The organism is Helicobacter pylori SA213A, assembly GCF_000476275.1.
GTDB lineage: Bacteria > Campylobacterota > Campylobacteria > Campylobacterales > Helicobacteraceae > Helicobacter > Helicobacter pylori_CL.
The window spans coordinates 21,076-34,776 of the sequence record NZ_CBOM010000016.1; the positions used below are offsets into that span (position 1 = coordinate 21,076).

General features: G+C 38.3%; 14 protein-coding genes and 1 pseudogene. 6 read left to right on the top strand and 9 right to left on the bottom strand.

Features of this window, described 5'->3' with window-relative positions:
* Positions 1-84 precede the first annotated feature (84 nt).
* Genes QT74_RS06145 through gatC form a run of 3 tightly spaced genes read left to right on the top strand, consistent with a single transcriptional unit; the run spans position 85 to position 2,978 of the window.
* Positions 85-1,197: a hypothetical protein gene (locus tag QT74_RS06145; protein WP_033765442.1), complete on the top strand. Its 1,113-nt coding sequence runs from the start codon at positions 85-87 to the stop codon at positions 1,195-1,197.
* Between the two features lie 12 nt (positions 1,198-1,209).
* Positions 1,210-2,685 (top strand): 2,3-bisphosphoglycerate-independent phosphoglycerate mutase, encoded by a 1,476-nt coding sequence (gene gpmI / locus QT74_RS06150; protein ID WP_033765444.1) that lies wholly within the window; start codon positions 1,210-1,212, stop codon positions 2,683-2,685.
* Positions 2,686-2,699: 14 nt separating this feature from the next.
* Complete coding sequence (gene gatC, locus QT74_RS06155) at positions 2,700-2,978, top strand: Asp-tRNA(Asn)/Glu-tRNA(Gln) amidotransferase subunit GatC (RefSeq protein ID WP_033765446.1); 279 nt, start codon at positions 2,700-2,702, stop codon at positions 2,976-2,978.
* A 124-nt stretch (positions 2,979-3,102) separates the two neighbouring features.
* Here gatC and QT74_RS06160 read toward each other — a convergent pair whose 3' ends face one another.
* Positions 3,103-4,413 (bottom strand): adenosylmethionine--8-amino-7-oxononanoate transaminase, encoded by a 1,311-nt coding sequence (locus QT74_RS06160; protein ID WP_033765448.1) that lies wholly within the window; start codon positions 4,411-4,413, stop codon positions 3,103-3,105.
* Positions 4,414-4,534: 121 nt separating this feature from the next.
* Here QT74_RS06160 and QT74_RS06165 point away from each other — a divergent pair, with 121 nt between their 5' ends.
* The 3 genes from QT74_RS06165 (at position 4,535) to ftsZ (ending at position 8,781) form a co-directional block, all read left to right on the top strand.
* The gene (locus QT74_RS06165) at positions 4,535-5,998 is read left to right on the top strand and encodes a peptidylprolyl isomerase (protein WP_033765450.1); all 1,464 of its coding nucleotides are present in this window, start codon (positions 4,535-4,537) and stop codon (positions 5,996-5,998) included.
* 15 nt (positions 5,999-6,013) lie between these two features.
* Positions 6,014-7,495, top strand: a complete 1,482-nt coding sequence (gene ftsA, locus QT74_RS06170; protein WP_020972606.1) for a cell division protein FtsA — start codon at positions 6,014-6,016, stop codon at positions 7,493-7,495.
* A gap of 128 nt (positions 7,496-7,623) precedes the next feature.
* The gene (gene ftsZ, locus QT74_RS06175; RefSeq protein WP_033765452.1) at positions 7,624-8,781 is read left to right on the top strand and encodes a cell division protein FtsZ; all 1,158 of its coding nucleotides are present in this window, start codon (positions 7,624-7,626) and stop codon (positions 8,779-8,781) included.
* A 403-nt stretch (positions 8,782-9,184) separates the two neighbouring features.
* Here ftsZ and QT74_RS08705 read toward each other — a convergent pair whose 3' ends face one another.
* The 8 genes and pseudogenes from QT74_RS08705 to QT74_RS06205 all read right to left on the bottom strand — a co-directional run bounded on the left by QT74_RS08705 (position 9,185) and on the right by QT74_RS06205 (position 13,016).
* The gene (locus tag QT74_RS08705; protein ID WP_033765454.1) at positions 9,185-9,427 is read right to left on the bottom strand and encodes a hypothetical protein; all 243 of its coding nucleotides are present in this window, start codon (positions 9,425-9,427) and stop codon (positions 9,185-9,187) included.
* Between the two features lie 113 nt (positions 9,428-9,540).
* The gene (locus QT74_RS08710) at positions 9,541-10,041 is read right to left on the bottom strand and encodes a hypothetical protein (protein ID WP_033765456.1); all 501 of its coding nucleotides are present in this window, start codon (positions 10,039-10,041) and stop codon (positions 9,541-9,543) included.
* Entirely contained in the window at positions 10,023-10,316 is a 294-nt protein-coding gene (locus tag QT74_RS06190; RefSeq protein ID WP_128033106.1) for a hypothetical protein, read from the bottom strand. The genes QT74_RS08710 and QT74_RS06190 overlap by 19 nt, the downstream gene beginning before the upstream one ends.
* On the bottom strand, positions 10,279-10,554 hold the full coding sequence (locus QT74_RS08540; protein WP_080247191.1) for a hypothetical protein: 276 nt from the start codon (positions 10,552-10,554) through the stop codon (positions 10,279-10,281). The genes QT74_RS06190 and QT74_RS08540 overlap by 38 nt, the downstream gene beginning before the upstream one ends.
* Before the next feature lie 165 nt (positions 10,555-10,719).
* Positions 10,720-11,544 (bottom strand): small-conductance mechanosensitive channel MscS, encoded by an 825-nt coding sequence (mscS, locus tag QT74_RS06195; RefSeq protein WP_033765458.1) that lies wholly within the window; start codon positions 11,542-11,544, stop codon positions 10,720-10,722.
* A gap of 208 nt (positions 11,545-11,752) precedes the next feature.
* Positions 11,753-11,882: pseudogene (locus tag QT74_RS08450) on the bottom strand (DNA adenine methylase); the annotation flags it as partial.
* A gap of 256 nt (positions 11,883-12,138) precedes the next feature.
* Positions 12,139-12,441 carry a hypothetical protein gene (locus tag QT74_RS06200; protein ID WP_229261606.1) on the bottom strand — a complete coding sequence of 101 codons (303 nt, stop codon included), beginning with the start codon at positions 12,439-12,441 and terminating at the stop codon, positions 12,139-12,141.
* A 50-nt stretch (positions 12,442-12,491) separates the two neighbouring features.
* Complete coding sequence (locus tag QT74_RS06205; protein ID WP_229261608.1) at positions 12,492-13,016, bottom strand: hypothetical protein; 525 nt, start codon at positions 13,014-13,016, stop codon at positions 12,492-12,494.
* Between the last annotated feature and the right edge of the window lie 685 nt (positions 13,017-13,701).

Sequence of the window (13,701 nt, forward strand, 5' to 3'; positions counted from 1 at the left end):
CACTTTTAAGACTAAATCATGTTAGAATTATACTTGAATTTATTTTTAGTTTAGTTTATTTTTTAAATACAAAAGGTAGGCGTTTTGAAACATTTGACCCCACTCACTCACACCCTTTTTAAAGCCTTATTTCTAGGCACAGCCTTAAGCGCATCTTTGAGTTTAGCCGCAACAGAAAGCCCCACTAAAACAGAGCCTAAGCCCGCTAAGGGGGTTAAAAACAAGCCCAAATCGCCCGTTACTAAAGTCATGATGACCAATTGCGACAATATTAAAGATTTTAACGCTAAGCAAAAAGAAGTCTTAAAAGCCGCCTATCAATTCGGCTCTAAAGAGAATTTAGGCTATGAAATGGCAGGCATTGCATGGAAAGAGTCATGCGCAGGGGTTTATAAAATCAATTTTTCGGATCCGAGCGCGGGCGTGTATCATTCTTATATCCCAAGCGTTCTAAAAAGCTATGGGCATAATGATAGCCCTTTTTTGCGTAATGTGATGGGGGAATTGCTCATTAAAGACGATGCGTTTGCTTCTGAAGTGGCTTTAAAAGAGTTGCTCTATTGGAAAACACGCTACCATGACAATCTAAAAGACATGATTAAATCTTACAACAAGGGCAGTCGTTGGGAAAAAAACGAAAAATCTAACGCTGATGCTGAAAAATATTATGAAGAGATACAAGACAGGATCAGGCGTTTGAAAGAATCTAAAATCTTTGATTCTTACTCTAACAACGAAGAAGCCTTGCAAAAAAGCGCTAATAGTAACCTAGATTTAGACCCTATCGGCAACGCCATGCCCCAAACTTTAGCCGCCCAAAAATCTCAAATAGAAAAATCTCAAATAGAAAAATCTCAAATAGAAAAATCTCAAACAGAGGAAACCCAAGCAGAGAAATCCCAAGAAATGAAAGAGGCAACTAGCGAGCAAATAACCAGTAAGCCAGAAAAAGCAAAAGATAAACCCATGTATTTGGCTCAAATCAGTAGCGCTGATTTCACACCCGCTAAAAAAAGCCCCAAAAAACCGGCTAAAGTGAGTCCAAAACGCTCCTCTAAAAATAATATAAATAATATTAAAAGCCACGCTAAAACCGCTTCCAAAAATTCCAAAAAACAAGAAGTGTGCAAAAATTGCTCTCCAGGGCAAAGGAATGCGATTTTAGCCAACCACATCACTCTCATGCAAGAGCTTTAAAAAGTCCTAAAAATGGCGCAAAAAACTCTTTTGATTATCACTGATGGCATTGGGTATCGTAAAGATAGCGATCATAACGCTTTCTTCCATGCCAAAAAACCCACTTATGATTTGATGTTTAAAACCTTGCCTTATAGCCTGATTGATACGCATGGCTTGAGCGTGGGCTTACCTAAGGGGCAAATGGGAAATTCTGAAGTGGGGCATATGTGTATTGGGGCTGGTAGGGTGCTGTATCAGGATTTAGTCAAAATTTCTTTAAGCCTTCAAAACGATGGATTAAAAAACAACTCCGCTTTTTTAAACACGATCCAAAAAAGCCCTGTGGTGCATCTTATGGGTTTGATGAGCGATGGAGGCGTGCATTCACACATTGAGCATTTTATCGCTTTGGCTTTAGAGTGTGAAAAATCCCATAAAAAAGTCTGTCTGCATTTAATCACCGATGGGCGCGATGTCGCTCCTAAAAGCGCTTTAACTTATTTAGAAACCATGCAAAATATCTGCAATGAAAACATTCAAATCGCTACCATAAGCGGTCGTTTTTATGCGATGGATAGGGATAAGCGCTTTGAAAGGATTGAGCTTGCGTATCATAGCTTAATGGGGCTTAATCACACGCCTTTAAGCCCTAGCGAATATATCCAAAGCCAATACGATAAAAATATCACTGATGAATTTATCATGCCCGCTTGTTTTAAAGATTATTGCGGCATGCAAGATGATGAAAGCTTCATTTTTATCAATTTCAGGAATGATAGGGCCAGAGAAATCGTGAGCGCTTTAGGCCAAAAGGAATTTAGCGGCTTTAAACGCCAAGCTTTTAAAAAACTCCATATCGCTACCATGACGCCTTATGATAACACTTTCCCATACCCTGTTTTATTCCCTAAAGAAAGCGTTCAAAACACGCTCGCTGAAGTGGTTTCTCAGCACAACCTGACCCAAAGCCATATCGCTGAGACTGAAAAATACGCGCATGTAACCTTTTTCATCAATGGCGGAGTGGAGACGCCTTTTAAAAATGAAAACCGGGTGCTTATCCAAAGCCCTAAAGTTACCACTTATGATTTAAAGCCTGAAATGAGTGCTAAAGAAGTAACCCTTGCGGTGTTAGAGCAAATGAGATTAGGCACGGATTTGATCATTGTGAATTTTGCCAATGGCGACATGGTGGGGCATACAGGGAATTTTGAAGCGAGTGTTAAAGCGGTAGAAGCGGTAGATGCATGCTTAGGGGAAATCCTTTCACTGGCTAAAGAATTGGATTACGCCATGCTTTTAACAAGCGATCATGGGAATTGCGAGTGCATGAAAGATGAAAACCAAAACCCCTTAACCAACCACACTGCCGGGAGCGTGTATTGCTTTGTTTTAGGGAATGGAGTCAAATCCATAAAAAACGGAGCGTTGAACAATATCGCTAGCAGCGTGTTAAAGCTCATGGGCATCAAAGCCCCAGCAACGATGGACGAACCCCTATTTTAAACTAAAGGAAAAGAATGCAAATTGATGATAAACTATTGCAACGCTTAGAAAAATTGAGCATGCTAGAGATTAAAGACGAGCATAAAGAGAGCGTTAAAGGTCATTTAGCGGAGGTTTTAGGCTTTGTGGAAAATATTTTTGCTTTAGAAACTCATGAGTTAAAAACAGATGCGCATCTTAGCACGCCTTTAAGAGAAGATGAGCCAAAGAGCCAAAACACAGCTAAAGACATTTTAAGCCAGAACAAACACAGCCAAGATCATTATTTTGTAGTGCCAAAGATTATTGAGTAGGTTTTATTGAGTAGGTTTTATTGAGTAGGCTTAGCATCAAGTTAAAAACTTGATTTTAAAATCAAAAATAGAAAAAGAAATTATCGCTTGATTAAATTCAAGCTCTTTATTGTTTCATTTGTTTTCAGCCTTTTTTTAATTCATTAATCACTTCCACTATCCCTATGATCGCTTTTTTAATTTCTTCATGCGTGATAATGTAAGGAGGCATGAGGTAGATAGTGTTGTTTAAGGGTCGCAGTAACAAGCCTTTAGTTAAAGCTTTTTTAAAAATAGCCAAACTCAAACGCTCTTTGGTTTGAATAAAAACTTCAAAGGCAAAAACCATGCCCAAATGCCTTAAATGAGACACCACTTGTTGATCTATCAAATCTTTCAATGCATTTTGGAGTGCATTAAAAATAAACTCGCTCAAAGCCTTGTTTTTTTCAATAATATTTTCTTTTTCAAAAATATCCAGCGTGGCGTTCGCGCATGCACAAGCTAGGGCGTTTCCTGTGTAGCTGTGCGAATGCAAAAACGCTTTATTGTCTTCATAGGGGGCGTAAAATCGGTTATAAATTTCATTGTGGGTTAATAACACGCTTAAAGGCAAATACCCCCCACTAATCCCTTTAGACAAGCATAAAAAATCAGGCTTGATCCCGCATTGCTCATAAGCAAACATGCTCCCTGTGCGCCCAAACCCGGTAGCGATTTCATCAAAAATAATGTGGATGTTTTTTTGCTTGCACAATGAAACGGCTTGCTTTAAATATTTCGCACTATAAATATACATATTCCCTGCGCATTGCAAAAGAGGCTCTGCAATAAAAGCGCAAATTTCTTTAGCATGCGTATCCAACAAACGCTTTAAAGCATTCAGGGCGTTTTCTATCTCATTGTCATTTTTAGGCACGGGTGTAGTGAGATTTTTGAGTAATAAGGGGGTGTAAGTGTCTTTATAAAGTTTCACATCGCCCACGCTTAACGCTCCTAAAGTCTCGCCATGATAGGAATTAGAGAGCGATAAAAAAAGCTTTTTTTTGTGCGTCTGGTTTTCTAGCAAATGGGCATGATAGCTCATTTTCAAAGCGACTTCAATACACGATGAGCCGTTATCTGCATAAAAGCATTTGTCCATGTCCGTAAGCTGGCAGAGCCTTTGAGAGAGCGTGATAATAGGCTTATGGCTAAAGGAGGCCAAAAGGACATGCTCTAAATTGTCAATTTGATGTTTGAGCTGCTGGCTGATGTAGGCGTTATTATGCCCAAAAAGATTCACCCACCATGAGCTGATCAAATCCATGTAAGCGTGATCGTTAAAATCATAGAGGTAGATCCCTTGAGCCTTTTTAATGGGGATAATGGGGAAATTTTGATGCTCTTGCATTTGCGAGCAAGGGTGCCAAAGGTATTCTAAATCCAAAGCGGCCAGATTTTCTTGAAAATTCATGTTAAAAACTCTCTATAATAAGGATAATTTTAATAACCTTTGGTTAAAATAAGGTTATTTGATTTTACTATAAGGTTGTTTAAACCTAAATTCGTGTTTTTGAAAAGGGATTAGAGTTCTTATGATTGAATGGATGCAAAATCATAGAAAATATTTAGTGGTTACAATATGGATAAGCACGATCGCTTTCATTGCTGCCGGAATGATAGGCTGGGGGCAATACAGCTTTTCATTAGATAGTAATAGCGCTGCCAAAGTGGGAAAAATTAAGATTTCTCAAGAAGAATTAGCCCAAGAATACCGCCGCCTTAAAGACGCTTATGCTGAGTCTATCCCTGATTTTAAAGAACTCACTGAAGAGCAAATCAAAGCCATGCATTTAGAAAAAAGCGCTCTTAATATTCTCATCAATCAAGCCTTATTGAGAAATCTTGCTTTGGATTTGGGGCTTGGAGCCACGAAACAAGAAATCGCTAAAGAGATTAGAAAAACGAGCGTTTTTCAAAAAGATGGCGTTTTTGATGAAGAATTGTATAAAAATATCTTAAAACAAAACCATTACCGCCCCAAACACTTTGAAGAAAGCGTTGAAAAGCTTTTGATCGTTCAAAAAATCAGCACTCTATTCCCCAAAACCACCACCCCTTTGGAACAATCCAGTCTGTCGCTTTGGGCGAAATTGCAAGACAAGTTAGACATTCTTATCCTAAAGCCTAGCGATGTTAAAATCTCTCTTAATGAAGAAGAAATGAAAAAGTATTATCAATCCCATAAAAAGGACTTTAAAAAGCCCACGAGCTTTAAAACACGATCCTTATATTTTGACGCTAATTTAGAAAAATCCGATTTGAAAGAATTAGAAGAATACTACAACAAAAACAAGGCGTCTTATTTGGACAAAGAGGGGAAATTGCAGGATTTTAAAAGCGTTCAAGAGCAAGTCAAGCATGATTTGAGCATGCAAAAAGCGAATGAAAAAGCTTTAAGGAGTTATATCGCTTTAAAAAAGGGGAACACGCAAAACTACACCGCGCAAGATTTTGAAGAAAACAGCTCCCCCTATACCACTGAAATCACGCAAAAACTCACCGCTCTCAAGCCCCTTGAAATCCTAAAACCGGAGCCTTTTAAAGATGGTTTTATTGTGGTGCAACTTCTCTCTCAAATTAAAGACGAATTGCAAGATTTTGATGGAGCCAAAAACGCTCTTAAAACCCGTTTGACTCAAGAAAAAACCCTTACGGCGTTGCAAACTTTGGCCAAAGAAAAGCTTAAGGATTTTAAGGGAAAAAGCGTGGGCTATGTGAGTCCTAATTTTGGAGACAGTATTAGTGAGCTTAGTCAAGAAGAAAGCGCTAAATTTATCAACACCCTTTTTAACCGCCAAGAAAAAAAGGGGTTTGTTACTATGGGCGATAAAGTGGTGCTTTATCAAATCACAGAACAAAATTTCAACCACCAATTTAGCGCCGAAGAAAGCCAGTATATGGAGCGTCTGGTCAATAACACTAAAACGGATTTTTTTGATAAGGCTTTGATGGAAGAATTAAAAAAACGCTATAAGATAGTCAAATACATTCAATAAATGCAAGGGGAAATAATGGAACATAAAGAAATCGTTATAGGGGTTGATATAGGCTCTAGGAAGATTTGTGCGATAGTGGCTGAATTTAAAGACGGGATTTTACGCATCATTGGCACCGCTCATCAAGACTCTAAAGAAATCAATTCAAAAGCCATTAAAAGAGGTCGTATCAATAGCCTTGCCCATGCTTCTAGCGCCATTAAAGAAGTGATCAATAGCGCTAAAAAAATGGCAGGTTTGAACGCTGATGAAGACAGAAACAACCCCATTTCCTCCTTTAGAGAATCGTATCACCCTAAAACTAAAGCAATCGTTTCTTTTTCTGGGGCTTATACTGAAAGCATTAGAGATGTTACCGGTGTGGCTAGCACTAAAGATAATGTGGTTACTATAGATGAAATCAATCGCGCTATCAATAACGCATGCGCTAAAGCAGGCTTAGATAATGACAAACATATTTTGCACGCTCTCCCCTACCGCTTCACTTTAGACAAGCAAGAAGTGAATGACCCTTTAGGGATGAGCGGGACTCGCCTAGAAGTCTTTATCCACATTGTCTATACAGAAAAAAATAACATTGAAAATTTAGAAAAAATCATGGTGCAATCTGGGGTAGAGATTGAAAACATCGTGATCAATTCTTATGCAGCCTCGATTGCTACCTTGTCTAATGACGAGAAAGAATTGGGCGTGGCTTGCGTGGATATGGGCGGAGAAACATGCAACCTTACGATTTATAGCGGCAATTCTATACGCTATAACAAATACTTACCCGTAGGCTCTCACCATTTAACCACTGACTTATCGCACATGCTCAACACCCCATTCCCTTGCGCTGAAGAAGTGAAGATCAAATACGGCGATCTTTCTTTTGAAAGCGAAGGAGAAACGCCCTCTCAAAATGTCCAAATCCCCACCACTGGATCGGATGGTAATGAAAACCATATCGTGCCGCTTAGTGAAATCCAATCCATCATGAGGGAAAGGGCGTTAGAAACTTTTAAAATTATCCACAGGAGCATTCAAGAAAGTGGTTTAGAAGAACATTTAGGCGGGGGCGTTGTTTTAACCGGCGGAATGGCTTTAATGAAAGGGATCAAAGAATTAGCCAGAATCCATTTCACCAATTACCCTGTACGTTTGGCAACCCCTATGGAAAAATACAATATCATGGGCATGTTTGAAGACTTGAAAGATCCTCGCTTTTCAGTCGTGGTCGGCTTGATTTTATACAAAGCAGGGGGGCATACCAATTATGAAAGAGACTCTAAAGGGATTATCCGCTACCATGAAAGCGATGATTATATGAAAAACCCCCATCAATCAACCTCCACCCCCCATATCCATTCATCGCCCACAGAAAGGAATTTGAGCGATTTAAAAGCCCCTAGCGCTCCTTTAAATACCGCTAAAAATGATGACTTCTTGCCTATAAAACCCGTTGAGCAAAAAGGCTTTTTTAAAAGTTTTCTTGATAAGATTTCTAAAATCTTTTAAGGCATGGCGGTTTCTTATGCGATAAAAACGCCTTGATAGTTATCAAAAGCTAGAAAATATGGTATAATCCCCTAACTATCTATCAAAGTTTAGATTTGCAAAAATCGTATCTCAAGGGGAAAGTGGCTATGGTTCATCAATCAGAGATGGAAAATTATAATATCGGTCAAGCAAACATTGAAGAAGTAAGCGATCCAGCTTACAAAGGGGCTAAGATTGTCGTCATCGGTGTTGGAGGTGGGGGATCTAACATGATCAAACACTTGGTTGAATACGGCGTGCATCAAGATGTTACCCCCATTGCAACAAACACTGATGGCCAACACCTTAAAAACAATCCTGCTCCGGTTAAAATCCTTTTAGGCAAAGAATCTACTGGAGGTTTAGGCGCTGGGGGAGTTCCTGATGTTGGTAAAAAAGCCGCTGAAGAAAGTGCTAATGAAATTAGAGAAGCGATCAAGGACGCCAAATTAGTCATTGTTTCTACAGGGCTTGGAGGAGGGACTGGGACTGGAGCCACCCCTACCATTGTCAAAATTGCAAAAGAAGTGGGAGCGCTCACGATCGCTATCGTTACCAAGCCTTTCAAATACGAAGGGTCTCAAAAAAGCAAGAAAGCCGAAGAGGGATTGAAGGAATTGGAGCAATCTAGCGATTCTATTTTGGTTATCCCTAATGATAAAGTTCTTTTGACGATGAAAAAAAACGCTAGCACTAAAGAATGCTATAAGGAAGTTGATGATGTCTTAGTTAGGGCTGTGAGTGGTATTTCTACCATTATCACTAAACCTGGGGATATTAATGTTGATTTTTCCGATTTAAAAAGCGCTCTTGGTTTTAAAGGGTTTGCACTAATGGGTATTGGTGAAGCCACTGGCGAAGAGTCTGCTAAATTAGCGGTGGAAAATGCGATCCAATCGCCTCTCCTTGATGACGCTTCTATTGATGGGGCTAAGAGCATTATTGTCTTTTTTGAACACCACCCTGATTACTCTATGTATGCTTATTCTCAAGCTTGCGAATTTATTCAAGAGCGGGCCAATCAAGATGTTGATGTCAAGTTTGGTCAACACACTAGCGAAAATATCCCCCTTGATCATGTGCGTGTTACTATCATTGCCACCGGTGCTGAAAGAAACAACAATGGAGCGAGTTTAGAGTCTATCGTTACGCCTTCTCAGCCTGTAGTGAAACCAACAAGAAAAGTGGGCAATGGCGAGTATTTGAGAATCCCTACTGAAGAAGAGCTATCCACACCCACAGCCATAAGGATCCAGCGAGATTAATTGTAGCCCTTGCTTTTTGCCCCTTGTTTTTGTGGGGCTATAACAAGGGTTTGTTGGCTCTGTTTTCATTAAATATTAACGATAAAGAACCTAAAAAAATATTTTTTTAGAATAAAATTAAGAAGCTTTGATTTTAAAACTTTGATTTTTCGTTATGCTGATTTTTAGAGCGTTTAGAGAGATTTTAAAGTGCTTAAAGGGGAATATCCCAAAGCACCCCCTAGTCAATAAAACGCTAGAAACTCATTTGGCAAAAATCAAGGGCTTTGTTTTTCACACTCACCACCCCTGAAACTATACGCCCCATTATGAATTTGTGAGGTCAATGCATTTTTAACTTGATTGAGTTCTGCATTCTTAAGGACGGATTTGGGGGACTTCAATGACTAGCTGATTGAAATCCTCACCGCTTTATCAATCTCAAAGATAAAATCATATAAGTGGTGTCTTTAATCAAAGCATAAACTAGGTCTATGTTTTCTACTTGTCTTATCGCTAATAAGGTGTCGTGGGATAATTTCGCACTCACATTGATGAACTGATTGAGTAGGTCTTGTTCGTTAATGGAACAATACCCAGCGTTAGTATCAAATTGATTAGTTTTAAGGGGTTTGGGTTTGTATGTGTTATCTAGAACGCTATCCATAGTAAAGGAAGCGTTCAAGTCGTAGGAGTATCCAGGAACCCACTTGCTCCAATTTTCCCAACCACCCCTAGTTCCTCTTATTTTTCTCTACCCGTTCTCTATCAAATTGGCTTTTAATTTAGCAAGAACACTGTTAGGGTAATGTCTTTTTGTTCGGTTGCCTTATAAGTTCTTGCTATACTTTCATAGGTAGAGAACCCAAACCTAGCGGATTTAGATTTATCATCTCTTTTGATTTTATCTTTTTTAGTTTCGCTGTAGCTGTGTTTAGCAACGCTACGCATAAACTCCGTGAAAGCAATCAAAAAATCAGGGTTTGACTGACCATTAGGTAAGGCTTCATCAGCGATAGAGTTCCTAAATTTAGGGTCTTTTAATTCAGCAAAGGGTTCTCCAAGTCTTGTTTTTTCCCCATCAAGCATCAGGTAGGGGTAAGGGGTAGTGCACATTAAAGTGAATACAGCCCCACGCTTATCTTTAGGGCTGTTGATAATAATGCTGTCTTGGTTGAACTCCCTACCCAAATTCACTATGATGTCTTTGAACTGATTTTTATTATGGAATGGTTTGAGTTCAAAACAAATGAAGCTAGTTTCTATGTTAGCTTGTGGCATACTTGCTTCTCTGTATAACCTTTAACAATTTTGTATCCTATGTAGCCCTTGTATAGGTCTAGCTTTTTTCTCAACCACTTGGTTCTTTTTTCGTTATCAGTGTTAGTGAGCATAAAGGGTTTTAAAAGGGCTTCAACTTCCTCTTTTTTCTCGCTCTCTGTTGTCGCATTCAGTTCTAAAATCTTGGTGGCTTCTTTTAATCCATAATCCGCAATAATGGCTTTATCGTTATAAGTTCTATAACCAGAGATAACTGCTACTGGGCAGTTTAGCATCCGATCGCATAATCGGCTCATAGATAAAGCGGTGGTATTCATTTTTTGAGCCATAGTAATCATCATAATGCACCAGATTATTGTCTCTTTTTGACCTTGTGTTTAAAACGGCTCTTAACGCTGACTTTTTCTTATCATACTCGTTTAATTGAGCGGATAGGGGTTGGTTAGAGTTGACAGAGATTTTAAAGAGAGGTAGTTGGCTTTTAGCTTCCTTGTATTCCTTAAAGGCGGGCATCAATGAGAGATGATAACGAGTTAGAATGGATAGGGTTTTTTTCGCTATTAAGCTAACTTGGTGCGTTTAGAATTATTAGCACCGATGAAAAGGTTTTTAAAATCGCTTGACATAGGGTCTCCTTTAAATTTCAAGTATCACTACAATCAATGCGTCTCACACCAATCACTTAGAAGAGTCTTGATTTTTAATAGCAATATCTAGCTTATTGAAAGGGATTTCAATGTGGTTAGCGTCTAGGGCGTTTTTGATGCGTTCAATGAGCTCGCTGCGCACATTAAAAATCCCGTCTTCAATCTTTGCCCAAACCCTAATGGTGAAATTCAATGAACTTTGTCCAAAATCCGTGATTCCAATAAAAGTGGGCATGTTTTTATCAATTTTTTCCATTGTATCAATAACATCTTTTATCGTCTTATGCACCAGTTCAATATCGCTCCCATACCCTACCCCACAAACCCATTCAATGCGCCGACACGCCGTATTATTGCTATTAATAATATTAGAATTAGCGACACTTCTATTGGGTAAAACCGCCAAACGTCCGTCATGCAAGCGTAAAGAAGTGTTAAAAAAATTAAGCGCTTCTACTTTGCCCTCTAGGCCAGAGATTTCAATGATGTCTCCTTTTTTGAAAGGGTGCAAGATAATAAGGATTATCCCTCCAGCAATGCTTGAAAGGTAATCTTTTAAAGCCAACGCCACCGCAATCCCCACCGTTCCTAAAACAGTGATAATAGAGGTGGTTTGCACGCCTAGCGTGCTGAGTGCAATGATTGTGGTGATGATAAGGATTAAGATAAAAGTAACCTGCGCGACAAAATTCGCTAAAATCTCATCCTTTTTGGATAAAAGTTTCATGGTTTTGTTCCGTAAGAAAAACGAAAAATAAAAACCTATACAAAAAACAATGACCGCCTTGATTAAGATTATCCCAAAATGCTTTGCCTGCGGAAAAAAATCCACTAACAGCGTTTTAATTTCATCCATAAATCTTTCCTTGCAAATCACAAAATCGCTAAAAGAGACAAGATAACTTATTCTTATGTAGCTAATTTGACATGTTAGCATGTTTAGGACTAACCTTATTATCCACAACTCAAACGCCCAATCCAGTATTAGCGATAAATTCAGTGGCTTTTAGCACGCTGTCTAATGAAAAAAGGTTTTTTTAGTGTTGAACCTAGAGGCCACTTTACGCACACCCCACGATACCCGTCCCAGCGAACAGATCGTAAAAAATCACACCCAAAAGGTTGCCCCACAACCGCATGGATATTTTCTTGAATAAAGGCAATGAGTTTGTATTTAGAGCCGATGTAGTTCATTGATACAACCATTAAAGGGTAGTTTTGATCAGATCTAATTGGATAGCTCGCATGATAGTCTTTTTCCTATATTGTATTCAAACCCACATTCTTTCAAAAGGAATGAAGCGATCCCTCTTTTTGCTCCTTTGAATTGGCTCAAGCGTTCCTTTAAAAAGACTCTAAAACTCTAAAATCCAATAACATATTGGCTTAACACTGCATGTCTTTTGGCTTGAGATTCCTTTTTGGAGCTTAAGTCAGATTGACCTAGCGATCAATCACAATCATTACTTTTGGTTGCCTTGATTGGAGAGTTGTTGCTCTTGATTGGAAGGTGTGCCCCCATATAGCAACTTCTCCCATTACCCCATAAGTAATACACAAGCACTGCTAACGCAACAAAACCAATCGTGCTTATTAATTCTCCTGGGTGTTCATAGGCTATTTGGTATTCCATCGCCAATAAAACATAGTAGCATGGAACGGCAATAAAAGAAACTATCATAAAACCAAAAAATAACCTAATGATTGATTCGAGGAAAAAAGATAATTTTTTGCCTTCTTGAATTTTCTGCAACCAATAATTTGTAAGACTAAAAAACGCTTGCAATAACAAAAAATACAGCCCTATACACACCCAAACAAGAGAAATGATAATCTTATAGTGATCTCTATATTAAAATGAGCAAGAAGTTTGATTATGGAGTAAATGGGCGAATACTGCATAAGGGTGGGGAGTAGCTGCAAACTATCAGGATAGCAAGCGGAGAAAGAAAACGATTCATAACAACCGCTCAAATAACTCAAAAAGGGAACACCATAAAAATAATAAAACCCTACCATATACAACCATAAAGATCCTATGAGCGATCCTACAAAAATTGTGTTTAGTAATATACTCCTTATAAAAATAGCGATAAGGGCAATTATTGCGACAACTATCACAATGAAAACTAGAGTAAAGATAGTGTCGTCTTGATTTGCAAGCCGACCAACTTTAACACCCACTGATGGGTGTTTTTCAAACCATTTGAATACATTTAACGCACCATCTGAGAAATTGGCAGTGATTGGCATGGAAAAAGAGCCAAAGTCAAGAGAAGGAATGGCTGTTGCGTTTAGGGTTTTATTCGCGCCAAAAAACCCAATCACAAGAATAAAGCACAATCTGATTAAACATTCATTTCAGCACTCTTTTTGATGATTTTATAAGCTTTTGAGTATAGTAGACTTAGACTTAGCTTAAGAGTGCCTGAATTTTGGGGTAGCAAGCCGACTCTATGGTTTGTCTTAAGGCAAAGATACAGAAAAACCAAACACCACCAATAAAATCAAGCATGCAAAAACAACCATCAAAAAGTCAAACCTAAAACCACAGAGCCTAGGCAGAAAAAAGATTTGTTGAAGACATGGCAGATAAGAGGTGCATTAATTAGCAAGTTTTATGAGCAGGGAAGACTTCAAACAATCTCTCATCGGTTTAGAGCATGCAAAAACAAAAAGTTAAACACCATAAATCAAAAACAACACCCCAAACTAAAAAAGTTAAAAACAAAAGAAATAAAAAAGCAACACTAACGGAATAAAGAATAAAGAATAAAGAATAAAGAATAAAGAATAAAGAATAAAGAATAAAGAATAAAAATCTAAAACGCTAGAAGCGTTTCTTACAATCAAACTAAAGGGCTTGGTTATAAAGCGATAACTTTTTAAAGAATAAAACTTTCTAAAAACATTTCTTATCGCTCTTTGGAATTTAAGTGCAGTTTAGGGATTTTAAAAAACTTCATAAACTTCCTTTAAAAAGAAGCTTGGATAAGAGTTTTATAAATAATTA

Bases quoted from the DNA above. Each gene is read 5' to 3' on its own strand.
- gpmI (WP_033765444.1), top strand. From the start codon at position 1,210: ATGGCGCAAAAAACTCTTTTGATTATCACTGATGGCATTGGGTATCGT.
- gatC (WP_033765446.1), top strand. From the start codon at position 2,700: ATGCAAATTGATGATAAACTATTGCAACGCTTAGAAAAATTGAGCATG.
- QT74_RS06160 (WP_033765448.1), bottom strand. From the start codon at position 4,413: ATGAATTTTCAAGAAAATCTGGCCGCTTTGGATTTAGAATACCTTTGG.
- QT74_RS06165 (WP_033765450.1), top strand. From the start codon at position 4,535: ATGATTGAATGGATGCAAAATCATAGAAAATATTTAGTGGTTACAATA.
- ftsA (WP_020972606.1), top strand. From the start codon at position 6,014: ATGGAACATAAAGAAATCGTTATAGGGGTTGATATAGGCTCTAGGAAG.
- ftsZ (WP_033765452.1), top strand. From the start codon at position 7,624: ATGGTTCATCAATCAGAGATGGAAAATTATAATATCGGTCAAGCAAAC.
- QT74_RS08705 (WP_033765454.1), bottom strand. From the start codon at position 9,427: ATGGATAGCGTTCTAGATAACACATACAAACCCAAACCCCTTAAAACT.
- QT74_RS08710 (WP_033765456.1), bottom strand. From the start codon at position 10,041: ATGCCACAAGCTAACATAGAAACTAGCTTCATTTGTTTTGAACTCAAA.
- QT74_RS06190 (WP_128033106.1), bottom strand. From the start codon at position 10,316: ATGCTAAACTGCCCAGTAGCAGTTATCTCTGGTTATAGAACTTATAAC.
- QT74_RS08540 (WP_080247191.1), bottom strand. From the start codon at position 10,554: ATGCCCGCCTTTAAGGAATACAAGGAAGCTAAAAGCCAACTACCTCTC.
- mscS (WP_033765458.1), bottom strand. From the start codon at position 11,544: ATGGATGAAATTAAAACGCTGTTAGTGGATTTTTTTCCGCAGGCAAAG.